Raw genomic sequence first — 20,921 nt, 5'->3', positions numbered from 1 at the left:
AGGGGCGATCCACCACATGCGCGATACCGTCGACCGGCAAAGCCGCGCGTTCTGGCTCAAGCACCTGCATCGCTGGCACTGGATCAGCTCCGCGATCTCGCTGGTCGTGCTCCTGCTCTTTTCGGTCACCGGGTTCACGCTCAACCATGCCGGCGCGATCGAAGCATCGCCCCGGGTGGTGCGACACACGGCGACCTTGCCGCCCGGATTGAGGGCGAAACTGGTCGACCCCGGTCGCAGGTCGGCACCGGTGGCGCCCGCGGTGGCCGCCTTTGTCGAATCGAAGACGGGTATGCGCATCGATGGTCGCGACGGCGACTGGAGCGAGGACGAAGTCGAGGTCGCGCTGCCGCGTCCCGGTGGCGACGGCTGGGTGAGCATCGACCGGGAAACCGGCGAGGTGCAGTCCGAAACTACCGATCGCGGCTGGCTGGCGTATGCCAACGACCTGCACAAGGGCCGCAACACCGGTCCGGTCTGGAGCTGGTTCATCGATGTTTTCGCGCTGGCCTGCGTCGTCTTCGCGCTGACCGGCCTGCTGCTGCTCAAGTTGCATGCGGGTCAGCGCCGCATGACCTGGCCGATGGTCGCCCTTGGCTTCGTCCTTCCCGTGGTCATCGCCCTCCTTTTCATTCACTGACGGAATTTCGTATGCGTCGCTTATTGCCGTTCGCCTTCTGCCTCACCGTCGCCGCGCCGGCCTTCGCCGCCGACATGAACCTGACGGTGGAGATCCCGGAGCTCAAGGTCGCCGAATACCACCGGCCTTATGTCGCCGTGTGGATCGAGCGCGAGGACCACACGGTCGCCGCCAATCTCGCCGTCTGGTACGACGTCAGGAAGAAGGACGGCGAAGGCACCAAGTGGCTGAAGGACATGCGCCAGTGGTGGCGTCGTACCGGCCGCGATCAGACCATGCCGATCGACGGCGTATCCGGTGCGACGCGCCCGGCGGGCCAGCACCAGCTGCGCTTCACCGACGGCAAGCCGCCGCTGGGCACGCTCGCCCCGGGACACTACGAAATCGTCGTGGAAGCCGCGCGCGAAGTCGGCGGTCACGAAACCCAGCGCATCGCATTCGACTGGCCCGCGAAGGCCAGCACGCATCTGTCCGCGAAGGGCAGCGCCGAACTCGGTCAGATCAACCTCGACCTCAACCCGTAACGGAGTTACCCGATGATGAAGCACGCATTCGTTCGCGCCGCGCTCGGTGCCGCCCTGGCTCTCGCTCTTCCGATGGCCGCCCAGGCGCACAAGATGTGGATGGTGCCGTCCGCCACGGTGGTTTCCGGTGACGACGCCTGGGTCACCGTCGATGCCGCTGTCTCCAACGATTTGTACTACCCCGATCATTTCCCGGCACAGCTCGACCAGCTGGTGATTACCGCACCGGATGGCAGCACCGTGCAGGCGGAGAACGAAAACAAGGGCAAGTACCGCAGCACGTTCGATCTTGCCGTGCCGCAGAAGGGCACGTATCGCATCGCGCTGGTCAACCAGGGCGTGTTCGCCACGTACGAACTGGACGGCCAGAAGAAGCGCTGGCGCGGTAACGCCACGGACCTCAAGGCGGGCCTGCCCGCGAACGCGAAGAACGTCGAAGTCAACGAAATGGCCTCGCGTGTCGAGACCTTCGTGACCCAGGGTTCGCCGAGCACGGGCGCGCTGAAGCCGACGGGCAAGGGCATGGAACTGGTCCCGGTGACCGCGCCCAACGATCTCGTGTCCGGTGAAAAAGCGACCTTCCAGTTGCTGGTGGACGGTAAGCCGGCCGCGGATGTAAAGGTCGTCGCCATCGACGGTGCGACGCGCTATCGCAATGCGCAGGATGAGATGGATACGACGACGGACAAGGACGGGAAATTCTCGTTCACCTGGCCTGCCGCCGGGATGTACTGGGTGAATGCTTCGGCCGAGGACAAGAAGACCTCGACGAAGGAAGCGAAACAGCGTCGCCTGGGCTATACGGCGACGCTCGAGGTGTTGCCGCAGTGATCCGGGCGGTCGCCCGCAGGGCGGTCGCCCGACCGGCGTTTGTCGTCCCGGCCGTTTTAGTGCTGCTGGCGCTGATGGTCTCGTCCGGGGCGGGCGCGAAGGATGTGCGCCGCTTCGAAGGCGACACGATGGGGACGACCTGGTCGGTGAATGCCGTCTTGCCCGATGGCGCGGACGATCGCGCCATCGAGGCGGGCATCCAGGCCGAGGTGGATCGCGTCGTCGCGCAGATGAGTACGTACGAGCACGACTCCGACCTCAGCCGGTTCAACCGCGCACCGGCGGGCACGTGGCAGACGTTGCCGCCGGAGTTCTACGGCGTGCTGCGCTACGCGCTCGGGCTGGCGAAGGATTCCGGTGGCGCGTACGACCCGACGGTGGGCCCGCTGGTGAACCTGTGGGGATTCGGCCCGGACAAACGCCCCCGCGAGGCGCCGACCGCCGCGGAGATCGCGGCAGCGCGGGCACGCGTCGGATGGGACCGCATCCGTCTCGATGACGCGGGCCATCGCGCGTGGCAGCCGGGTGGCATCTATGTGGATCTGTCGTCGGTGGCCAAGGGCTTCGGTGTCGATCAGGTGGCGCGTTTTCTCGATGCATCCGGAGTCGCGGCCTATCTGGTCGAGGTCGGCGGGGAGTTGCGCGCGCACGGCCGCAAACCCGACGGTACGCCCTGGCACGTCGGTATCGAGCGTCCGGGCGCGGCTTCCGGCGCGCTCGATTCACCGGACGAGGTCGAGCGGATCGTTTCGCTGACCGATCGTGCGATCGCCACCTCGGGCGATTACCGCCACTATTTCGAAACGGGCGGCAAGTTCTACTCGCACCATATCGATCCGCGTACGGGCTTTCCCGTGGCGCATCGCATCGCCTCGGTCAGCATCATCGCGGACGACTGCATGCATGCCGATTCGCTGGGCACCACGATGACCGTGCTGGGGCCGGACGAAGGCATGGCGTACGCCAGGCGCCACGACATCGCCGTGCTCTTCATCCTCTACGGCGAGGATGGAAAATTCATCGAGCGGATGTCGCCGGGTTTTTCGAAGGCGCTGCATCCGTGACGAAGCGGGACCGATTCTTGCGGAGCGATGCGTGAGGGTGCCGATCGGACAGATCGCGATCGGTATCGCGCTGGCCGCCGTGGCCACGTGGTTCGCGACCCTGCACGATTTTACCGGCACGCAGGCGTCGGACTGGCCGCGCACGGGGCTGGCTTCCGCGATGGTCGTCGGGTGGGCTGTCCTCACCGTGACGCTGCACCGGCGACGAGCTCCCGTCGCTGTCGACACCGGTTCGGACAACATCCACGTCGTGTACGCCACGCAGACCGGCTATGCGGCCGAACTCGCGAACCTCACGGTGGCCACCTTGCGTCACGGCGGCGATGCCGTCGCCTTGCAGTCGATCGACACACTGACCCCGGCGACGTTGCAGGGGGCGAAACGCATGCTTTTCATCGCCAGCACGACGGGCGAAGGCGACGCGCCCGATCCCGCTACGGGTTTCCGCCGGGACGTCATGGCCGGTGCGCTGGCTCTGCAAGGCCTGTCGTACGGCTTGCTGGCGCTGGGCGACCACGATTACGAGGACTTCTGCGCCTTCGGGCACGACCTCGATCGCTGGTTGCGCAGCAGTGGCGCCGCACGGGCTTTCGATCTTGTCGAAGTGGATAACGGCGATCCGGGCGCGCTGCGTCACTGGCAACACCACGTCGCCGAGTGGGCCGGTTCACCCGAGGCGCCCGACTGGGTGCGTCCGGCTTATCAGTCGTGGCGGCTGGTCGAACGCCGGTTGCTCAATCCCGGCAGTGCCGGCGGCCCATGCTTCCACATCGCCCTGGCACCGGTGGACGCGGCGCATCTGCGTTGGGATGCGGGGGACGTTGTCGAAATCGGACCGCGTCGTGGGCGCGATGATGAACAGATACATCCTCACCGCGAGTATTCCATCGCCTCGCTGCCCTCCGATAAAACCCTGCATCTGGTGGTCCGTCAGCAGCGGAACGCCACGGGGTCGCTGGGACTCGGCTCGGGCTGGCTGACCGCACTTGCCGATATCGGTGACGCGGTCGATCTGCGCGTCCGCCGTAACGAAGGCTTCCATGCGCCGGGCGACGACCGTCCGATGCTGCTGATCGGCAATGGCACGGGGATCGCGGGTTTGCGTGCCTTGCTGAAAGAACGTGTGGTACGCGGACACGTGCGCAACTGGCTGATCTTCGGTGAGCGGCACGCCAGCGTCGATCGTCTCCACGTGGACGAGCTGGAGCGATGGCGAGAGGACGGCCGGGTGGAACGGCTGGACCTGGTCTGGTCGCGCGAGACGCAGGGCCCGCGTTACGTACAGGACCGTCTGCGTGCCGCGGCCGATGACGTGCGCAGCTACGTCGACGACGGCGCCGCGATCTATGTCTGCGGCAGCCTCGCGGGGATGGCTCCCGGTGTGGATGCGGCCTTGCGAGACATCCTCGGCGAGCGGGCCGTCGACGACATGCTCGCCGACGGCCGCTATCGCCGCGATGTCTACTGACGCTCAGACCACGCGCAGCGTCACGACGCCTTCTTTGTAGCTTTCGAAACGCAGCGCGGTCAGGTCGGCGATCCACTCGACGTCTTCCGCGATTTCTTCCGGATGATCGCCCGCGATAGCGATCACGCGCGAGCCCGCCGCCCGTCCCGCATCGATGCCCGCTTTCGCGTCTTCGAAGACCAGGCAGTCCTCAGGCGCCGCACCCATGCGTTTTGCGCCGAGCAGGTAGCCCTCGGGATGCGGCTTGCCGTCGGTGACGATTTCACCGGTGACCATGAGCGGCGGCGGCACGATCCCGGCCGCGGCCAGACGCCCGGTGGCCAGGGTGGTGTCGGCCGAGGTCACGATGGTCCACGTTTCCTGAGGCAGCGCGGCGAGCAGTTCGAGTGCGCCCGGAATCGGCACGATCCCTTCGACGTCGTTCACTTCCTCGTTGTACAGGCGCTCGTACGCGGCATTCACGTCCACACCCGGCGGGGCGAAACGGCGCACCGAATCCAGCATGCGCACGCCGTGCAGACGGGGGAGGACGTAATGCCAGTCCAGACCGTTCTCGTCACACCAGCGTTTCCAGATCTTCTCGACGAGGACGCGTGAGTCGATCAGCGTGCCGTCCATGTCGAAGAGCAACGCGCGGGTCTGGATGACCGTGTCCGATTCAAGTCGCATGGTGCCTCCGGTAGGGGAAATTCCTTCACCATACCGGAGGTGTGCGGATACGTCAGCGTGCGGCCTGGGCGGCGTGGTTGCGGATCGCCTCGGCCAGGATCGTGCTCACTTCCTCGGAGGCCTTGCGCGATGCGTCGGCCTGCCTGCGGCCCCATTCGGCCATCGTCTTGCCTTGCAGTGCGCGCTGCTGCCCGATCTGTGCCATCTGCCGCGCGATGGCGGCCTGCTCGCGGCCGATGGCGTCGTTACCGGCCACATAAGCGGCTTCATCGCGCGGACCGGTCGACGTCATCTGTTTCGAGATCAGCTCACTCTGTTTCGCGCTCAGCTTCGCCATCTGCTCGCTGAGCACTTCCTGCTTCCGGTCCAGTCCGGCCTGCTGGTCCGCCATGATCGCGGCCATGTCGGCGGGCTTTGACGGCGCCGCGTAGGCCTGGTGAATGCGTTTCACGTACGCGGGGTCGCGGATCACCCAGGCCTGCCTGCCTTGACGGAACCACACAAAGTCTTTGCCGACATCCCGGTAAGCGGCCTCCGCGCGCTGAAAATCGCTGCTGCTGCCACTGGCGACGTGAATGTCGTTGGAGAAGTAGAAGAAGCCGTTGGTGGGCTCACCATGAACGTCTTCCGACCATACCGCGGGCGCCGGCGGGGCTGGCGGTGCCGGCGGTACCGAGGCCTGAACGGGCGCAACGGGTGCCACTGGCGCGACAGGTGCCACGGGCGCGACCAGCGACGTGGCGGACATCGGTGCGGGCGCAGCCGCTGGCGCGGGTGTGGCGGCGGGTGCCGGCGCCGGTGGCGTGGGCGGTGGCGGCATGTAGAAGCGCGACACCGTCGTCTTGCTCTGGTCCGCCGCCACCACGCGCCACGGGAACACACCCACGGCGGCGATCGCGGCGACGAGGCACCAGGTCAGCACACGGGGATGACTATCGTTGGCCTGAGCGAGCATGAGCAGTCTCCTCTTCAGCGAATGAAAGGTGGGCGAGGCACCGGGCAGCGCGTGATGCGGAGGCGGAGTCACGCCGAGCCGCAGCAGCAGGCGGCCGTACGTTTTCGTGATCGTGCCGCCCCGCGATACGACCAGCGCGTCGCACGCGGCTTCACGGCAAAGGGCGTACTCGCGTACGGCGAAGTGAACCACGGGGTGGAAGAAGAACAGGGCGCGGGCGATCGCGGGGATCCAGCCGAGCATCAGATCGCCACGGCGCACGTGCGCGAGTTCGTGCATCAGCGCGAGATCGAGATCTTCGTCGCTGAGGCGTACCTCGAGCGGCAGGAGGATGGTCGGGTGCCGCAGGCCGACGACCTGAGGCGAATCCACTTCGGGCGATACCGCGAGTCGGGGTGACCGGTGAAGGCCCGTCTCGCGGGCGCGACGGGCGCAAAGCGTTTCGATGCGGACGTCGTCGTGAGGCATCGCGCGATGCACCACCCCCGCCAGCCTGCGCCAGCGCAGGGTGGCGACAGCGGCTTGAACCGCGACGGCCAGCAGCCAGATGAACAGCAACGTGGCCGTCCACGAGACGGTGCCATCGCCGGCGGGCATCGTATCCATGGCGCCGGGCAGGGTGAGCGGCGCGATGGTCGTCACGGGCTCGACGGGGGCGATCGTCGCCGCGGGCAACAGCGGGAGGCCGAGCAGCGTCGGCGACACGATGCCTGCGATCAGCTGGGCGCCGAGCAACCACCACAAGGTCGCCTTCGCCGAGGCCGACATCGTGGGAACGAGGCGGCACACGGCGTACACCACGCCGGCCAGCAGCACGGCCTGCACCGAGGCATGGACGAGGCGCGAGAGCAGCGTATCGAAGAGAGCCTCCATGTCAGCGCCCCTTGCGTCGCGACTGCAGGGTATCGACGAGCGCTTCGAGTTCCGCCAGTTCGCTGTCGCTGACCTGGCCGCGTTCGGACATCCAGGCGACGAAGGGCGACACCGAACCCTGCAGCGTCTTCTCGACGAAGCGGGCCACGGCGCCGGTCATCACTTCTCCGCTGCCGTTGGTCACGCTGTAACGGTACATGCCGTCGACGTGCCGGCGCGTGAGATACCCCTTCGCACGCAGGCGTTCCATCATCGTCAGCACCGTGGAGCGAGCCAGGCCACGGCTCTCCCCGAAGGCGGCACACACCTCCGCGACCGACGATTTCGGTGTTTCCTCGATGTGCTGGAGAAGGGCGAGTTCCTGATCGCCCACGGTCTTGTTGCGCATGCCACCGCTCCTGACTACAGATGTAATCAGCCTGCGCCTGACGACACGTGTAGTCAAGCATGACCTTCGGCACGGACCCATGAAAAAAACCTCCGCCGTTAGGGCGGAGGCTTTCGGGTACCTCGTCGGTCGCGAAGGCGAAGGCCTCCGCGAGAGATCAGGCGGCCGCGTCCTTGAGCTTCTTGAGCGGACGGACCTTGACCTTGACCGAGGCGGGCTTGGCGGCGAACCAGCGCTCTTCACCCGTGAACGGGTCCTTACCCTTGCGCTTCGGCTTGGCCGCAACGGCGACGGAGGTGATCTTCAGCAGGCCGGGCAGCGTGAACGTGCCAGCGCCCTTCTTGTGAACCGACGCGTTGATCGCGCCTTCGAGCGAGGCCAGAACAGCCTTGACGCTCTTGCTGTCGACGCCGCTCTGCTCGACGATGTGCGAGACGAGCGTGGACTTCGAAAGCGGATCCTTGATCGGCTTGAGAGCAGCCGGGGCCTTAGCAGCCTTCACGGCGGCCTTGGCGGGAGCCTTGGCAGCCTTCTTCGCCGCCGTTTTTTTGGTCGTGGCCATGGTTATCCTTGTCACTTGAATCGAATGAGGCGGCCTTTCCGGCCGGTGCCCAGCGGGCGACTCACTCTAGCGTTGCTTTCGTCCGCTGAAAATAGGGTCCGCGAAGTTTTTTTGCATTTCGAGCCCTTTTTTTCAGGTTCCGTGTGACGCAGTGCGGAAAATCCCCCGTCAGGAGGATGTCTCCGCCATGCCTGCTAGAACCTTGTCCAGCGTCAGCGGATAGTCGCGGATGCGCACGCCGCACGCGTTGTACACCGCATTGGCGATGCAAGCGCCCGCTCCCGAGATACCGACCTCGCCGAGTCCCTTGATCTTCAGGGGATTGGCCTTGTCATCCAGTTCAGGCAGGAAGATCGCCTCCATCGGGCCGATGTCCGCGTTGACCGGCACGTGGTATTCCGCGAGATCGTGATTGACGAAAGCGCCGTGACGCGGATCGAGCACGATCTCCTCGGACAGTGCGGAGCCGACGCCGAAGATCATGCCCCCCAATGCCTGCGACCGCGCGGTTTTCGCATTGAGTATGCGGCCGGCGGCAAACACGCCGAGCATGCGGCGCAGACGGATCTCGCCCGTATCCATGTCGACGCCCACTTCGGCGAAGAAGGCTCCATACGAGTTCTGGTTGTACTTCTTGTTGTTGCTGCCGGGCTCGATGCCGCCATCGGCGGACAGGCCGTCGACGCCCGCAATGGCCGAGTAGTTCACGCGCTTGTCGCCATGGGAGACGTGTCCGTCTTCGAAGCGTGCATGCGCGGGATCGATGCCTGCCGACTGGCAAAGCCGGGTGCGGAGCTGCATGCACGCGTCATACAGACCTGACCCGGCGCTGGCGGCGCCGAATGAACCGCCTGACCCGGGCGTCTCGGGAAAATCCGAGTCGCCGAGCAAAATGGTGACGCGCTCCATCGGCAAGCCGAGCAGGTCCGCGGCGATCTGCGTGAATACCGTATATGAGCCCGTGCCGATATCCGTCATGGCCATCCGGGCGGTGAGCTGACCGGTGCCATCCAGATGGACGTGCGCTTTCGACGCCTGAAGCATGTTTCCGCGTACGGCGGACGACATGCCCATGCCGATCAGCCAGCGTCCGTCACGGGCCTGCCCGGGTTTGGCGATGCGTTTATCCCAGCCGAAGCGACGTGCGCCTTCACGCATGCATTCGACGACCTGGCGGGACGAAAACGGAACGCCGAGTTCGGGATCCACGGCGGGCTCATTGCGAACGCGCAGTTCGATCGGGTCGATGTCCAGCGAGACAGCCAGCTCATCCATGGCGCCTTCGAGCGCGAGGAGGCCGACCGCCTCGCCCGGCGCGCGCATCGAAATGGCGGGCGGCAGGTCCAGATCGACATGGCGATGCGTATTCCTCCGGTGCTCGCCCGCATAGCGGGAACGCGTGCCGAGCACCGTCGGTTCGAATTCATCGTTGCCGGGCTCGTTACCCGACCACGCTTCATGCGCCTCGGCGAGGATATGGCCCTGTGCATCCGTGCCCAGGCGAACGCGCTGCACGGTGTTGGTACGGTGCCCCACGACGTGAAAGAGCTGCTGGCGGGTGAGGGCAAGCTTGACCTTGCGGCCCGTGGCCCTGGCGGCCAGCGCGGCCAGCACGGCGTCGGGCTGTACATCGAGCTTGCTACCGAAGCCGCCACCGATATACGCCGAGAGAAGCCTGACCTTTTCGGGCTCGATACCGAGCGTGGCCGCGAGCGCCTTGCGCCCCGGCGTAGGCATCTGGTTCGACGTCTGGACCACCAGCCGGTCGCCGTCCCAGCTGGCGATCGTGGCGTGCGGCTCCATCGCGGCATGGAACTGAAACGGCGTGGTGTACGTCACGTCCAGCTGGTGAGGCGACTTGGCGTAGGCGGCGTCGAAGTCGCCCTTGCTGGTATCGGCTTTCGCGAAGGACAGATCCTCCGGCTTGCGCGCACCGTCGATACCGGCTGCGAGATCGAAGCGTCCAGCCTTCCCTTCGTATTCCGGCCGGATCAGTCCGGCGGCGTGACGCGCCTGTTCATAAGACTTTGCAACGACCAGCGCGACGGGTTGGCCGTAGTGCCTGATCTCATCGCCGACGAGCTGAGGAATGGCATCGTCCGACGACGTGTCCTGCGGCGGTACGTTCTTCGCGGTGATCACGTGGATGACGCCCGGCGCACGCTCGGCCGCCGACGTATCCATCCGGATAACGCGTCCGAGCGCGATCGTCGCGAGCACGGGGAACGCGTACGCCACATCGCCGACGCCACCGTGTTCCGCGGCGTACGCAGCCTTGCCCTGAACCTTCAGCGGACCATCCACGCGGTCGACCGGCTTGCCGGTGAAGCCGCCCGGGTTATCGTCCAGCGGCGTGTGCCCCACCACCGTGTCCATGCGAATCGTCATGCGTCGGTCCTCCCGCTGGCTTCGACCAGCACCGCACCCAGGGTGCGGCGGGCAAGCACTGGTTTGAAATCGTTGTGCCCCTGACCACGCGCATCGGCCAGCGCGTTCTCCGCGAGGGTGCGCAGCGACACTTCGTCGCTGCCGACACCCGCGGCGGCGCGCTCGAGCTCATCGTCGCGCCATGGCATGGGGCCGACGCCGCCGAAGGCGATGCGAGCGTCGGCAATCCGGCCATCCTCGAAATTCACGATGGCCGCTACCGAGATCAGTGCGAACGCATACGACGCGCGATCGCGCACCTTGCGATACACCTGCCGTCCCGGCGGCGGAGGGGGCAGGGTGACGTGCGTGATCAGCTCACCGTCCGCCAGCACGTTTTCCACCTGAGGCGTGTCGCCGGGCAGGCGATAGAACTCGCCGATCGGAATTTCACGCACATTGCCATCGGCGGCTACCGTGTGAATCACGGCGTCCAGCACGCGCATCGCCACCGCCATATCGGACGGATGGGTCGCGATGCATGAGTCACTCGCGCCGACGATGGCATGGATGCGGTTGTACCCGCCGATAGCTGCGCAGCCGCTGTCAGGATGGCGCTTGTTGCACGGCATGGCGGTGTCATAGAAGTAGTAGCAGCGGGTACGTTGCAGCAGATTGCCGCCCGTCGTGGCCTTGTTGCGCAGCTGCCCCGACGCACCGGCGAGCAAGGCACGCGACAGGACGGGATAGCGTTCGCGCACGCGGGGATCGGCGGCCAGGTCGCTGTTGCGCACCAGCGTGCCGATGCGCAGGCCGCCGTCCGCGGTTTCTTCGATAGCGTCGAGACCGAGACGGTTGATGTCGATCAGATGTTCGGGCGTCTCCACTTCCAGCTTCATCAGATCAAGCAGGTTCGTGCCGCCGGCGATGAAGCGCGTGCGGCGATGGGCCGCCGCGGACGAGGCGGCATCGGTCGGCGTGGTCGCGCGTGCGTAGGTGAACTGTTTCATGCGTCGGTCTCCGCGGCGTCGGCAATTGCGGCGACGATGTTGGGATACGCACTGCAGCGACAGAGGTTGCCGCTCATGCGTTCACGAATCTCCTCGTCGGTCAGCGTCGGCGAGCCGGCGACGTCCGTGGTGACCACGCTGGGCCATCCGGCGCGCACTTCCTCCAGCATGCCGGTCGCGGAGCAGAGCTGGCCCGGCGTGCAATAGCCGCACTGGAAGCCATCGTGCCGGACGAAGGCGGCCTGCAGCGGACTCAGCACATCCCCCGTGGCCAGGCCTTCGACGGTGGTGACTGATTCGCCGTCGTGCATGACCGCCAGGGTCAGGCAGGCATTGATACGACGGCCTTCGACCAGCACCGTACATGCGCCGCACTGGCCGTGATCGCAGCCCTTCTTCGAGCCGGTGAGCCCGAGATGTTCGCGCAGCGCATCGAGGAGGGTCACCCTGGGGTCGAGGTCGAGCACGTGAGTCGTGCCATTGATCCGCAGGCGGGCCTGGACCGTGTCGATACCGTCGACGCGTTCGGAAGTGTGGTTCATGACGCCGCTGGCTTCTGCGCCGTGGCGCGCCGCGTCGATGGACGAGGTGTTGGTCTTCGGCTGCATGCCGCTGTCTCCGTGGGTGGGCGACGAATATGCGTCGCTGCCTGGGTGAAGCCACGGTTTTATCGCTCGTGCCGTGAACGGCGCGCGGCGGAACGCGCCGTTCGGGTTCCCATGCTCTTTACATGTCGACGCGGTCAGTCGCGATCGAGAAGCCCGGCAGCGATGGCGCGTGCGACATCGTCTTCGGTATCTACGTCGACAGCGAGTGCGTCGGCGCGGATCGCGAGCGGCGCCTCATCCGACCAGAGGGCGCGAAAACCGGTGTCGCCGCGGAGGTGCGCGGCGCGCGCCAGCGTGGCCGCACGCAGCACGGCGGGTACGCCCAGGGTCTCGCCGTACGCGGTTACCGTATCGCGCGCGCCGTCGTGTGCGGCGAGCAGCCTGACGAGATGTGCTTCGTCGAGCGCCAGCTGATCCACGACCACGACGAGCACCGGGTCGTGGCGTCCGGCTAGCGCATCGGCCGCCAGTCGGAGTGACGATGCCATGCCCGTGGCCCATTCCGGATTGAATACGGCCATGGCGCCGTTCAGCTGGCCGCACAGGCGTTCGGCATAAGCGCCAAGCACGGCAATCGTCTTGCCCGGGCCGGTGGCATCGACCAGACGCGATACACGGGCGATGAGGCTTTCGCCGTCGAGGGTCAGAAGCTGTTTCGGTCGCCCCAGCCGCTGGCTGCCGCCCGCTGCCAGGATCACGGCATCGTGGCCGCCGATCACGATGCCCGCGCGCGATCGCGCTGGCAGACCTGAGCGAGGATGGACAGGGCGATGCCGTGCGGGGTTTGTGCGCCGATGGGCAGGCCCGCGGGAAGATGCAGCCGGGTCAGATCGTCGTCGTCCACACCATCGTCCTTCAGTCGCTCGACGCGGGTGCCGATCTTGTTGCGGCTGCCAAGGATACCGACGGCGAACGCCGGGGAGCGCAGCGCATGCGTGGCGACCGCGTGGTCGATCTCGGCGTCGTGGCTGAGCGAGTACACGGCGGTGCGTTCGTCGAGGGCGAGTTCGCCCAGCGACACCGCCAGGCTGCGCGAGTCGTAGCCGGTCAACGCGATGCCGGGCGGCGGTTCGGCCGGCCCATGCGGCCGCAACAGGACGACTTCCACGCCCATCGTCGGCGCAAGCTGCGCGACGGCGAGCGTCACCGGGTCGCCGCCGACGGCGACGAGGCGCAGGGGCGGCATGTGGACGCAGGCGTAATGATGATCGTCGGGCGGGACGTGGCCTTCCACGATATTCCACGCGCCGCTATCGCGGTCGGTCAGTACCGTCACGGTACGCCGCTCGCGGCGGGCGATGCCCAGCGTGTTGGCGTAAGCCGACGGTTCGCGCAGCTCCCGGACGAAGATGCCGATGCGCCCGCCGCAGGTAAGCTGGATGTCCAGGACCGGACTGCCGACACCGTAATCCAGCAGGCGCGGGCGCCCGTCGGCCAACACCATCGCGGCCTCGCTGGCGACGGCGGCCTCGACGCATCCACCGGAAACATAGCCCGCGACGCGCCCGTCCGCAGCGATCAGCATTTCGCTATATAGCGGCCGCGGGGATGGGCCGTCGGTGGAGACCAGCGTCGCGAGGGCGACACGGCCGGCATGGGCGAAGTCGCGCAGGGAAGGCAGCAGGTCGGCGATCAGGGCGTAGTCGGGCCAGGCTGGCCAGACCGGCGCGGCGGATGGGTTCAAGGCGTTCATCGCGGAAGTCTGGCACGATTGCGTGTGAAGGGCCCGGCGCGGCCGCATACGTCCCGCTTACGCCCATTGTGCTTTCCTGAGCCGATATGTCCCCACTCATCGATCGTCACGGCCGTACCAAACGCAAGCTGCGGATCTCGCTGACCGACCGCTGCAATTTCCGCTGCACTTACTGTATGCCCGAGCACCCCGACTGGTTGCCCCGAAGCAGCCTGCTCGACCGGGGCGAGGTGGTGCGCCTTGCGGGATTGTTCGTCGACAGCGGCATCGATCAGATCCGTCTGACCGGCGGTGAACCGCTGTTGCGCCGCGACCTGCTCGAGTGTGTCCGGGAGATCGGCGCCCTGCGCGAACGCGGCCTGCGCCGCCTGTCGATGACCACGAACGCCTCGCGCATCGCACCGAAGGCGCGTGAACTCGTGGCCGCTGGCATCGACGATTTCAACGTGAGCCTGGATGCCATCGACCCGGACACGTTCCGTCGGCTTACCCTGCGAGAGATCGCACCGGTGCTGGACGGTATCGACGCACTGACCGACGCCGGCGCCAACATCAAGCTCAACGCGGTCGTCATCCGCGGAGACAACGAAAAGGACATCGTGCCGCTGCTGGAGTGGGCGATGGCTCGCGGCATTCCCTTGCGGTACATCGAATACATGCCGCTGGATGCACCGGGACACTGGAAACGCGATGCCGTGGTGTCCGAGGCGGACATGCTGGCCGCGATCGGCGTCAGCCATCGTGTCGACCACCAGCCCCGGAGCAGCGATCCGGCGACACCGTACCTTGTCGACGGGCATTACCCGTTAGGCATCATCTCCACCGTTTCCAACCCTTTCTGCTCCACCTGCGATCGCCTGCGCCTCACGGCGACGGGCGAGCTGTTCACCTGCCTGTTCTCGCCGCTCGGTACACCGCTGGGTGCGCGCATGCGCGAAGGCGTCACTGACGAAGTTCTGGGTGAGCAGGTGCGCCGCGCCGTCTGGCTCAAGGATGCGGGCTACGCCGCACGGCCGGGGCCCGTGGACCGGCCGGTGACCATGCATGCGATGGGTGGATAAGTAAGTCATTTTTTCGGATCTGTCATGAAACAAGTCGTTTTCGAACTCTTCGCCAACCTCGAGCGTCTGGCCGGCCAGCATGAGTGCGTCATCGAGGTCACCGACGATGTCGGCACGGTGGGCGACGCGGTGGCGCGCCTGGCATCGGCGCGTCCCGAGCTTGCGGGACCGCTGGATCGCTGCGCCTGCGTGTCTGGCGACACCATCGTCCGCCGTGCGGACGCCTTGCCGGCCGATGGCCGGATCGCCCTGTTGCCGCCGGTCGCGGGAGGCTGAGTCATGAACCGTGACGTTCTCTCGCATCTTCCCGTAGCGGTCGAACCCTTGCTCGAACTCGAGGCGCACCCCGAATGCGGTGGCCTCGCGCTGTTCGTCGGGACGGTCCGCGATCACCACGAAGGCCGTTCCGTCAGGCACCTGGCGTATACCGCGCACGAGCCGCTCGCCGCGAAGATCATCCGTGAGGTGGAGCAGGCGACCCGCGAGCGCTACGGCGTGCCGTATGTGCGGATCGTCCACCGGCTCGGCGATCTGTCCATAGGCGATATCGCCATCGTCTGCGTCGTGCGGGCCCCTCATCGCGCTGAAGCCTTCGACGCGTGCCGCTATGCGGTCGATGCGGTAAAGCATGGCGCGCCCATCTGGAAAGAAGAGTTCTACACGGACGGAAGCAGTGCTTTCGTGGAAGGTTGTTGCATCCGCGACGACCTCGACGAAGAGGCGCCCCGTTCGCATCACCACCATTCGCATACGAGCCACGGATGAAAGACGTCAGCCAGAAACCCGACTCCCTGCGTATCGCGCGCGCCACCGCCACGCTCCACGCGCCGGCGGCATGCATCGACCTGTTGCGCACGGGCGAAACCGAGAAAGGCGACCCGCTGAAAACCGCGCGGGTCGCCGGCATTCTCGCCGCGAAGCGCACGGATGAACTGATTCCGCTGTGCCACCCGCTGCCGATCCATCGCGCGGACGTGCACTACGAACTGTCGGACACCAGTGTCCGCATCGTGGCCGAGGTGCAGACCATCGGCCCGACCGGTGTCGAGATGGAAGCGCTGACCGCGGCCAGCCTGGCCGCCCTGACCATCTACGACATGCTCAAGCCTTATGCGGAGCCCGAAGAGCTGCACATCGAGGATTGCCGGCTCGAGCGCAAGGTCGGCGGCAAGTCACATTACCGCCGCGCGCTGCTGACGTCCCGGAGCGCCGCCGTTGTCGTGCTTTCCGACACGGTGGCCAGCGGCGCGAAGGCGGACACGGCTGGCGCCTACGTGCGCGACGCCCTGATCCGCGCGAACTTCGATCCGGTGGAATACGCGGTCATCGCCGACGACGCGGCCGTGCTGGGCGATCTGCTGCGTTCGCTGGTCGCCGCCGGCACGGCGCTGGTGGTCACCGTCGGTGGCACCGGCCTGAGTCCGCGCGATATCACGGTGGACACCGTCAAGCCGATGCTCGATATCGAGATCCCCGGCATCATGGAAACGGCGCGAGCCTTCGGCCAGCAACGCATGCCGTTCGCCATGCTGTCGCGCGGCGTCGCGGGTTACGTCGGTGAATCGCTGGTGCTGACCTTCCCGGGCAGCCGGGGGGGTGCCAGCGAGTCCCTGGCGGCGACCTTGCCCGGCATCGTGCATCTCCTCGAAACCGGCCGTACCGGCGGAAAGCACGCAGGCGGTTACGGGGAGCCGCACTGATGGCGCTCCTTCCTCTTGGGGAAACCTTCGAGCACTACCGTCGGCACGTGGAGCGACTCCCGACGCATCATGTCGCACTCGAACTCGCGCTGGGCGCGGTGCTTGCGGAGTCCGCCATCGCGCGCATCGCCCTGCCTCGCTTCACGCAGAGTGCGGTGGACGGCTACGCGTTGCGCACCGCCGACGGGCAGGCTGAGCGTTCGCTGGTCGGTACCTCGGCCGCGGGCGATCCCGCCGATGTCGTCGTCGGGTCGGGTCAGGCCGTCCGCATCCTTACCGGAGGCGTGCTCCCGCAAGGCGCCGACGCCGTGGCGCGGCAGGAGATCGTCCAGCGTACCGGCTCCGGCATCGCACTCACCGAGGCGGTGCGCGTGGGCGACGCCATTCGCCACGAGGGTGAGGAACTCGCTGCCGGTGCGACCATCGCCGAGGCGGGGCAGCGTGTCACCGCCGGCCTCATCGCGGCGCTGGCCATGGCCGGCGTGGAGACGGTGGAGGTCTATCGTCGCCCACGCGTCGCCGTCCTGGTGACGGGCGATGAAGTGGTGCGCGCCGGCGAGCCGCTCGGCCCTGGCCTGGTGTATGACGCGAACGGTCCGTTGCTTCGTGCGTGGTTCGTCGAGCACGGGTACGGTGAGCCGGTGGTCGCTTACGTGCGCGACGACGAGGCGGCGCTGGAAGAAGCCATGAGCGCCGCGCTGGACAGCGCCGACCTCGTGGTGACCAGCGGTGGTGTCTCCGTCGGCGACCGCGACTTCGTACCAGCGGTGGCCGACCGTCTGGGGGTGCGCAAGGTGTTCTGGAAGGTCGCGCAGAAGCCCGGCAAGCCGCTGTGGTTCGGCACGCGTGAGGGAAGAGCGCTGCTGGGTATGCCGGGCAATCCGGCGGCCGTGCTGGTGTGCCTGTCGGTGCATGCACGCGCCGTGCTGGCGCAGCTCGAGGGCGAGGCCGTCGATCAGCCGGCGTGGCGGCAGGGTCGGCTCGGGGCGCCTGTCGAGGCCGATGCGGAGCGCGATCGCCTCGTCCGGATGCGTCTGGACATGAGCGACGGTGTGGCGTCGCTCGACGTGTTGCCGCGACAGGAGTCGCACATGCTCAGCAATCTGGCGTCCGCGCACGCGCTGGTGTGGTTACCGTCACGCTCGGAGGCGTTCGTCGCGGGGGAGCGCGTGGCGTGGATCCCGTTGTGACCTTGATGCGACAAGGGCCCGGTATGACCGGGCCCTTCGTTCTTACCAGGCCTTCACGTCCGACACGACGACCGTGTAGTCGGTCATGTCCGGCGAGTAGCGGAAGAGGCGGCCGAGGTCGAAATCGACGCTCTTGCCCGGTTCGATATTGGACGTGCCTGCCGGCCAGCCCTGCTTGCTGGCGACGACCTTGCCCGAGGCATCCTTCGCGTCGATGCGGATCTGCGCGGCGGCGGCTTCGGCGCACTTGTTGACCAGGTTGCCCTTCATGCTGAAGCGCGGCTGGCCCGAACCCTGCTGGAGCTTGACGCCGAAACCTTCGACGGCGAAGTCCTTGGCGGCACAGGCGGCGTGGGCGGACAACGGGGCTGCGACGAACAGCGCGACGGCGATGGCGATCTTCTTCATGGGTGACATTACCTGTCGATAGGGGAAAGGCTGCGCCGCTCGTGAGAGAGGGCGTTAGCTGACGTATCGGCAGGTCGCAGGGGGACTTTAGGCGAAATATGACAGGGGTTTTTTTGGCTCGGCTTGCGCCATCGCGTTTGGCTTTGTCGCGAGCGTGTTGTGTCGCGTTGGAGAGCTGGCGGGGGTGACCCTCGAGGCCACGCCTTCGGCGACCCCTCAGGGAAAGGCCGCTACCGCGGCCGTATATCAATGGCCTTCGGCCGGGTCGGGCTTCGCCTGGGGGTTTTCGAGTCGGCTGTCCCTGCCTCCCCGAAAACGGCCGGTCATCCCTGACCGGCCCCGCGTGCGCGGCCTTGTCCAGTCGAAGCCCTCGCCTGCGGCTACCGGCCTCGAGGGTCACCCCCGCCGTCTCTTTGGTGTGCCGAGGTGGGTTGGTGGTCGAGCGGGGTGTGGCTTCTTCGCTTCGTTGGCTTTTCGCGCGCAGGGCGCGCTCCTACAGGCCGCCATGTATCCCCCCATTGCGGTCGCCGTGCGGTAGGAGCGAACCCTGTTCGCGAACCCTCACCCCGGCTAAGGCGAACGAGGCCATCCGAAACAGGCAGGCGAGCGGTCCCAGCCACGAAGCGAGCCGCGGCTCGGCCGCACGATGCCTCAGTCCCCCAAAGAGCCGGCGGGTGCCACCCTCGCGTCCGGTAGCCGCAGGCGAGGGCTCCGACTGGAAGAGGCCGCGAGAGTGGGGCCGGTCAGGGATGACCGGCCGTTTTCGGGGAGGCAGGGACAGCCGACTCGAAAACCCCCAGTTGGAGCCCGACCCGGCCGAAGGCCATTGATACACGGCCGCGGTAGCGGCCTTTCATTGAGGGGTCGCCGCAGGCGTGGACGCGAGGGTGGCACCCGCCGGCTCTTCCCGAACACACCGCACGCCGCGACAAAGCCAAACGCGATGGCGAAGCCGAGCCGCCCGACAGCCTACCCAGCAACGGCGAACAAATCGGCGATCGGCTGGACCTCAGGCTCGAACCACCGCTTCACCGGCGCAAAACTGCGGCGATGGGCATCGCACGGCCCCAGACGGGAAAGCGCATCGAGATGCTCGGGTACGCCGTAACCCTTGTGCTTCGCAAAGCCATAGCCAGGATGCATCGCATCCAGCGCATGCATGTGCCGGTCGCGGCTGACCTTGGCCAGGATCGAGGCGGCGCTGATGGCCGGCTCGGTGGCGTCGCCGCCGATGACCGCGCGGCCTTCGCAGGGCAGGGTGCGCGGCAGGCGGTTGCCGTCGATCAGCGCGATGTGGGGAGTGTGCGACAAGCCCATCAGGGAACGCGTCATGCCGACCATCGTCGCCTGGAAAATGTTGATCCGGTCGATTTCCTCGCGCTCGACGAAGATCACGGACCAGGCGATCGCGCGTTCGATGATGCGCCCGTAGAGCTTCTCGCGGACGTCCTCGTTCAGCTGCTTGGAGTCGTTGAGGCCACGGATCGGGCGGGCCGGATCCAGGATGACGGCGGATACGACGACCGGCCCGGCCAGCGGACCGCGGCCGGCCTCGTCCACGCCCGCAACGACGAGGTCGCGGGCGAGCTGGGAGCTGACGTTGCGCTTGCGGGGCATGATGCGAAGCCTAGTGTCCGGCGCTGGCCGTCGGCAAGTCCGGTACCGCGATCAGGTCGGCAATGGCGTCCGCCGCATGATCGGCGGCGCGGCCTTCGAGGCCGCCGCGCAGTTCCTGGTGCAGGAACTCGAACGCGGCGACGATGGCGCCGCGGCGTTCGCTGTCGCCGAGGAGCTCCAGCGTCGCGCGGGACAGGTTGTCGGGGGTGCACTCATCCTGCATGAACTCGGGGACCAGCAGGCGTTTGCCGAGGCCACAGGCTCGCGCAAGAATGTTGGGCAGGCTGTAGACGTCCGTTTTCAGCATGCGCAGCGCGACGGCGATCCGGTAGCTGGTGGGCGAGACGCGGTAGCCGACCACCATCGGGCGTTTTGCCAGCATCGCTTCGAGCGTGGCCGTGCCGGAGGCCAGCAGGACCGCGTCCGCGGCCAGCATGACGTCGTGTGCCTGGCCATCGGTGAGTATCGGTGGGGTACCCGGGAAGTTCGCGAGCAGGGCTTGCAGCTGCGCGTGGACGCGCTCGTTGGCCGACGGCACGACGATCCGCACAGCTGGCATGGCTTCGGCGACACGGCGCGCGGCCGCGATGAAGATCGCGCCGACGCGTTCGATCTCGCTGGGGCGACTTCCCGGAAGCACGGCAAGCACCGGGGCGTCGTGTGGCAGACCCAGCGTCTCGCGGGCAGCGGCACGGTCGGAAACCATCGGGAAGCGATCGGCCAGCGGATGGCCCACGAAGCGCGCGTCGATGCCATGCTTCGCATAGATCGGCGGCTCCATGGGGAACAGGCAGAGCACGCGGTCGGCGGAGCGACCGATTTTCTCGGCACGCTTTTCGCGCCAGGCCCAGACCGAAGGGCTGACGTAATGCACGGTGCGCAGACCGGCCGCCTTGAGCTTGCGCTCCACCCCAAGATTGAAGTCCGGCGCGTCGATGCCGACGACGACAGCGGGACGCAGGGAAAGGAGTTTACCGAGCAGCGCCTTGCGAAGGCCGAGCAGGCGGGGCAGGTGTTTCACTACCTCGGCAAAGCCCATGACGGAGAGTTCGCGGATGTCGTACCAGGACTCGAAACCCTGGGCGAGCATGCGCCGGCCGCCGATGCCGACGAAGCGGGCACCGGGATAGCGCGTACGAAGCGCCTCGATGAGCTCGGCACCGAGCTGGTCGCCGGAGTCTTCGCCCGCGATGAGCGCGATGACCGGGGCGTCGGTGGAGGAGGGGGTGTGCTGCATGGTGTACGGGTCTCCCTCGACCGGCGTGCCGGCCTGGCGAAGTGTCGGCGCCCCCT

The 20,921-nt window shown here is 67.0% G+C and carries 22 protein-coding genes; 10 read left to right on the top strand and 12 right to left on the bottom strand.

Annotated elements, in window-relative coordinates; all coding sequences use genetic code 11:
- Nucleotides 1–16: 16 nt before the first annotated feature.
- The 5 genes from FA87_RS14325 to FA87_RS14305 are packed head-to-tail and all read left to right on the top strand — an operon-like array spanning nucleotide 17 to nucleotide 4,527.
- Nucleotides 17–640 (top strand): PepSY-associated TM helix domain-containing protein, encoded by a 624-nt coding sequence (locus FA87_RS14325; protein WP_036111000.1) that lies wholly within the window; start codon nucleotides 17–19, stop codon nucleotides 638–640.
- Nucleotides 641–651: 11 nt separating this feature from the next.
- Entirely contained in the window at nucleotides 652–1,164 is a 513-nt protein-coding gene (locus FA87_RS14320; RefSeq protein WP_043695422.1) for a DUF2271 domain-containing protein, read from the top strand.
- A gap of 15 nt (nucleotides 1,165–1,179) precedes the next feature.
- Entirely contained in the window at nucleotides 1,180–1,995 is an 816-nt protein-coding gene (locus FA87_RS14315; protein ID WP_043698210.1) for a DUF4198 domain-containing protein, read from the top strand.
- On the top strand, nucleotides 1,992–3,059 hold the full coding sequence (locus FA87_RS14310; RefSeq protein WP_239709105.1) for an FAD:protein FMN transferase: 1,068 nt from the start codon (nucleotides 1,992–1,994) through the stop codon (nucleotides 3,057–3,059). The genes FA87_RS14315 and FA87_RS14310 overlap by 4 nt, the downstream gene beginning before the upstream one ends.
- A 31-nt stretch (nucleotides 3,060–3,090) precedes the next feature.
- The gene (locus FA87_RS14305; protein ID WP_197062420.1) at nucleotides 3,091–4,527 is read left to right on the top strand and encodes a sulfite reductase subunit alpha; all 1,437 of its coding nucleotides are present in this window, start codon (nucleotides 3,091–3,093) and stop codon (nucleotides 4,525–4,527) included.
- A 3-nt stretch (nucleotides 4,528–4,530) separates the two neighbouring features.
- Here FA87_RS14305 and FA87_RS14300 read toward each other — a convergent pair whose 3' ends face one another.
- From FA87_RS14300 to FA87_RS14260, 9 genes are all read right to left on the bottom strand, one after another.
- Nucleotides 4,531–5,196 carry an HAD-IA family hydrolase gene (locus FA87_RS14300; RefSeq protein ID WP_036111007.1) on the bottom strand — a complete coding sequence of 222 codons (666 nt, stop codon included), beginning with the start codon at nucleotides 5,194–5,196 and terminating at the stop codon, nucleotides 4,531–4,533.
- Between the two features lie 52 nt (nucleotides 5,197–5,248).
- Nucleotides 5,249–7,024 carry a M56 family metallopeptidase gene (locus FA87_RS14295; RefSeq protein WP_043695417.1) on the bottom strand — a complete coding sequence of 592 codons (1,776 nt, stop codon included), beginning with the start codon at nucleotides 7,022–7,024 and terminating at the stop codon, nucleotides 5,249–5,251.
- Between the two features lies 1 nt (nucleotide 7,025).
- Nucleotides 7,026–7,412, bottom strand: coding sequence for a BlaI/MecI/CopY family transcriptional regulator (locus FA87_RS14290; protein WP_036111013.1), 387 nt, complete (start codon nucleotides 7,410–7,412; stop codon nucleotides 7,026–7,028).
- A 157-nt stretch (nucleotides 7,413–7,569) separates the two neighbouring features.
- Nucleotides 7,570–7,974, bottom strand: coding sequence for an HU family DNA-binding protein (locus FA87_RS14285; protein WP_036111016.1), 405 nt, complete (start codon nucleotides 7,972–7,974; stop codon nucleotides 7,570–7,572).
- 168 nt (nucleotides 7,975–8,142) lie between these two features.
- Nucleotides 8,143–10,350: a xanthine dehydrogenase family protein molybdopterin-binding subunit gene (locus FA87_RS14280; protein WP_197062475.1), complete on the bottom strand. Its 2,208-nt coding sequence runs from the start codon at nucleotides 10,348–10,350 to the stop codon at nucleotides 8,143–8,145.
- 8 nt (nucleotides 10,351–10,358) lie between these two features.
- Nucleotides 10,359–11,351, bottom strand: a complete 993-nt coding sequence (locus tag FA87_RS14275) for a xanthine dehydrogenase family protein subunit M (protein WP_043695414.1) — start codon at nucleotides 11,349–11,351, stop codon at nucleotides 10,359–10,361.
- A complete protein-coding gene (locus tag FA87_RS14270; protein ID WP_081996601.1) occupies nucleotides 11,348–11,959 on the bottom strand; it encodes a 2Fe-2S iron-sulfur cluster-binding protein in 612 nt (203 codons plus the stop codon). Before FA87_RS14270 ends, FA87_RS14275 begins: the two co-directional genes overlap by 4 nt.
- Nucleotides 11,960–12,093: 134 nt before the next feature.
- On the bottom strand, nucleotides 12,094–12,678 hold the full coding sequence (locus FA87_RS14265) for a nucleotidyltransferase family protein (RefSeq protein ID WP_043695411.1): 585 nt from the start codon (nucleotides 12,676–12,678) through the stop codon (nucleotides 12,094–12,096).
- Nucleotides 12,675–13,652 (bottom strand): XdhC family protein, encoded by a 978-nt coding sequence (locus FA87_RS14260; RefSeq protein ID WP_052191364.1) that lies wholly within the window; start codon nucleotides 13,650–13,652, stop codon nucleotides 12,675–12,677. Before FA87_RS14260 ends, FA87_RS14265 begins: the two co-directional genes overlap by 4 nt.
- An 86-nt stretch (nucleotides 13,653–13,738) precedes the next feature.
- Between FA87_RS14260 and moaA the strand changes: the two genes are divergently transcribed.
- Genes moaA through FA87_RS14235 form a run of 5 tightly spaced genes read left to right on the top strand, consistent with a single transcriptional unit; the run spans nucleotide 13,739 to nucleotide 17,603 of the window.
- Complete coding sequence (gene moaA, locus FA87_RS14255) at nucleotides 13,739–14,713, top strand: GTP 3',8-cyclase MoaA (RefSeq protein ID WP_043695409.1); 975 nt, start codon at nucleotides 13,739–13,741, stop codon at nucleotides 14,711–14,713.
- A gap of 24 nt (nucleotides 14,714–14,737) precedes the next feature.
- Nucleotides 14,738–14,989 (top strand): MoaD/ThiS family protein, encoded by a 252-nt coding sequence (locus FA87_RS14250; protein WP_036111031.1) that lies wholly within the window; start codon nucleotides 14,738–14,740, stop codon nucleotides 14,987–14,989.
- 3 nt (nucleotides 14,990–14,992) lie between these two features.
- Nucleotides 14,993–15,478, top strand: coding sequence for a molybdenum cofactor biosynthesis protein MoaE (locus FA87_RS14245; RefSeq protein ID WP_043695407.1), 486 nt, complete (start codon nucleotides 14,993–14,995; stop codon nucleotides 15,476–15,478).
- On the top strand, nucleotides 15,475–16,413 hold the full coding sequence (gene moaCB / locus FA87_RS14240; protein ID WP_036111034.1) for a bifunctional molybdenum cofactor biosynthesis protein MoaC/MoaB: 939 nt from the start codon (nucleotides 15,475–15,477) through the stop codon (nucleotides 16,411–16,413). The genes FA87_RS14245 and moaCB overlap by 4 nt, the downstream gene beginning before the upstream one ends.
- On the top strand, nucleotides 16,413–17,603 hold the full coding sequence (locus FA87_RS14235; RefSeq protein WP_043695404.1) for a molybdopterin molybdotransferase MoeA: 1,191 nt from the start codon (nucleotides 16,413–16,415) through the stop codon (nucleotides 17,601–17,603). Before moaCB ends, FA87_RS14235 begins: the two co-directional genes overlap by 1 nt.
- 42 nt (nucleotides 17,604–17,645) lie before the next feature.
- Here FA87_RS14235 and FA87_RS14230 read toward each other — a convergent pair whose 3' ends face one another.
- From FA87_RS14230 to lpxB, 3 genes are all read right to left on the bottom strand, one after another.
- Nucleotides 17,646–18,011: a hypothetical protein gene (locus FA87_RS14230; RefSeq protein WP_036111039.1), complete on the bottom strand. Its 366-nt coding sequence runs from the start codon at nucleotides 18,009–18,011 to the stop codon at nucleotides 17,646–17,648.
- 969 nt (nucleotides 18,012–18,980) lie between these two features.
- Nucleotides 18,981–19,628 carry a ribonuclease HII gene (gene rnhB, locus FA87_RS14225; RefSeq protein ID WP_051943363.1) on the bottom strand — a complete coding sequence of 216 codons (648 nt, stop codon included), beginning with the start codon at nucleotides 19,626–19,628 and terminating at the stop codon, nucleotides 18,981–18,983.
- A gap of 10 nt (nucleotides 19,629–19,638) precedes the next feature.
- Nucleotides 19,639–20,865, bottom strand: coding sequence for a lipid-A-disaccharide synthase (gene lpxB, locus FA87_RS14220; RefSeq protein ID WP_043695400.1), 1,227 nt, complete (start codon nucleotides 20,863–20,865; stop codon nucleotides 19,639–19,641).
- Nucleotides 20,866–20,921 lie beyond the last annotated feature (56 nt).

The organism is Luteibacter sp. 9133, from assembly GCF_000800155.1.
GTDB lineage: Bacteria > Pseudomonadota > Gammaproteobacteria > Xanthomonadales > Rhodanobacteraceae > Luteibacter > Luteibacter mycovicinus.
Note: the sequence above shows the minus strand (reverse complement) of the source record. Positions and strands in the feature narration are given on the sequence as shown.

Coding starts and splice junctions, on each gene's coding strand:
- FA87_RS14325 (WP_036111000.1), top strand. CDS start 17: ATGCGCGATACCGTCGACCGGCAAAGCCGCGCGTTCTGGCTCAAGCAC.
- FA87_RS14320 (WP_043695422.1), top strand. CDS start 652: ATGCGTCGCTTATTGCCGTTCGCCTTCTGCCTCACCGTCGCCGCGCCG.
- FA87_RS14315 (WP_043698210.1), top strand. CDS start 1,180: ATGAAGCACGCATTCGTTCGCGCCGCGCTCGGTGCCGCCCTGGCTCTC.
- FA87_RS14300 (WP_036111007.1), bottom strand. CDS start 5,196: ATGCGACTTGAATCGGACACGGTCATCCAGACCCGCGCGTTGCTCTTC.
- FA87_RS14295 (WP_043695417.1), bottom strand. CDS start 7,024: ATGGAGGCTCTCTTCGATACGCTGCTCTCGCGCCTCGTCCATGCCTCG.
- FA87_RS14290 (WP_036111013.1), bottom strand. CDS start 7,412: ATGCGCAACAAGACCGTGGGCGATCAGGAACTCGCCCTTCTCCAGCAC.
- FA87_RS14285 (WP_036111016.1), bottom strand. CDS start 7,974: ATGGCCACGACCAAAAAAACGGCGGCGAAGAAGGCTGCCAAGGCTCCC.
- FA87_RS14280 (WP_197062475.1), bottom strand. CDS start 10,350: ATGGACACGGTGGTGGGGCACACGCCGCTGGACGATAACCCGGGCGGC.
- FA87_RS14275 (WP_043695414.1), bottom strand. CDS start 11,351: ATGAAACAGTTCACCTACGCACGCGCGACCACGCCGACCGATGCCGCC.
- FA87_RS14270 (WP_081996601.1), bottom strand. CDS start 11,959: ATGCAGCCGAAGACCAACACCTCGTCCATCGACGCGGCGCGCCACGGC.
- FA87_RS14260 (WP_052191364.1), bottom strand. CDS start 13,652: ATGAACGCCTTGAACCCATCCGCCGCGCCGGTCTGGCCAGCCTGGCCC.
- moaA (WP_043695409.1), top strand. CDS start 13,739: ATGTCCCCACTCATCGATCGTCACGGCCGTACCAAACGCAAGCTGCGG.
- FA87_RS14250 (WP_036111031.1), top strand. CDS start 14,738: ATGAAACAAGTCGTTTTCGAACTCTTCGCCAACCTCGAGCGTCTGGCC.
- FA87_RS14245 (WP_043695407.1), top strand. CDS start 14,993: ATGAACCGTGACGTTCTCTCGCATCTTCCCGTAGCGGTCGAACCCTTG.
- moaCB (WP_036111034.1), top strand. CDS start 15,475: ATGAAAGACGTCAGCCAGAAACCCGACTCCCTGCGTATCGCGCGCGCC.
- FA87_RS14235 (WP_043695404.1), top strand. CDS start 16,413: ATGGCGCTCCTTCCTCTTGGGGAAACCTTCGAGCACTACCGTCGGCAC.
- FA87_RS14230 (WP_036111039.1), bottom strand. CDS start 18,011: ATGAAGAAGATCGCCATCGCCGTCGCGCTGTTCGTCGCAGCCCCGTTG.
- rnhB (WP_051943363.1), bottom strand. CDS start 19,628: ATGCCCCGCAAGCGCAACGTCAGCTCCCAGCTCGCCCGCGACCTCGTC.
- lpxB (WP_043695400.1), bottom strand. CDS start 20,865: ATGCAGCACACCCCCTCCTCCACCGACGCCCCGGTCATCGCGCTCATC.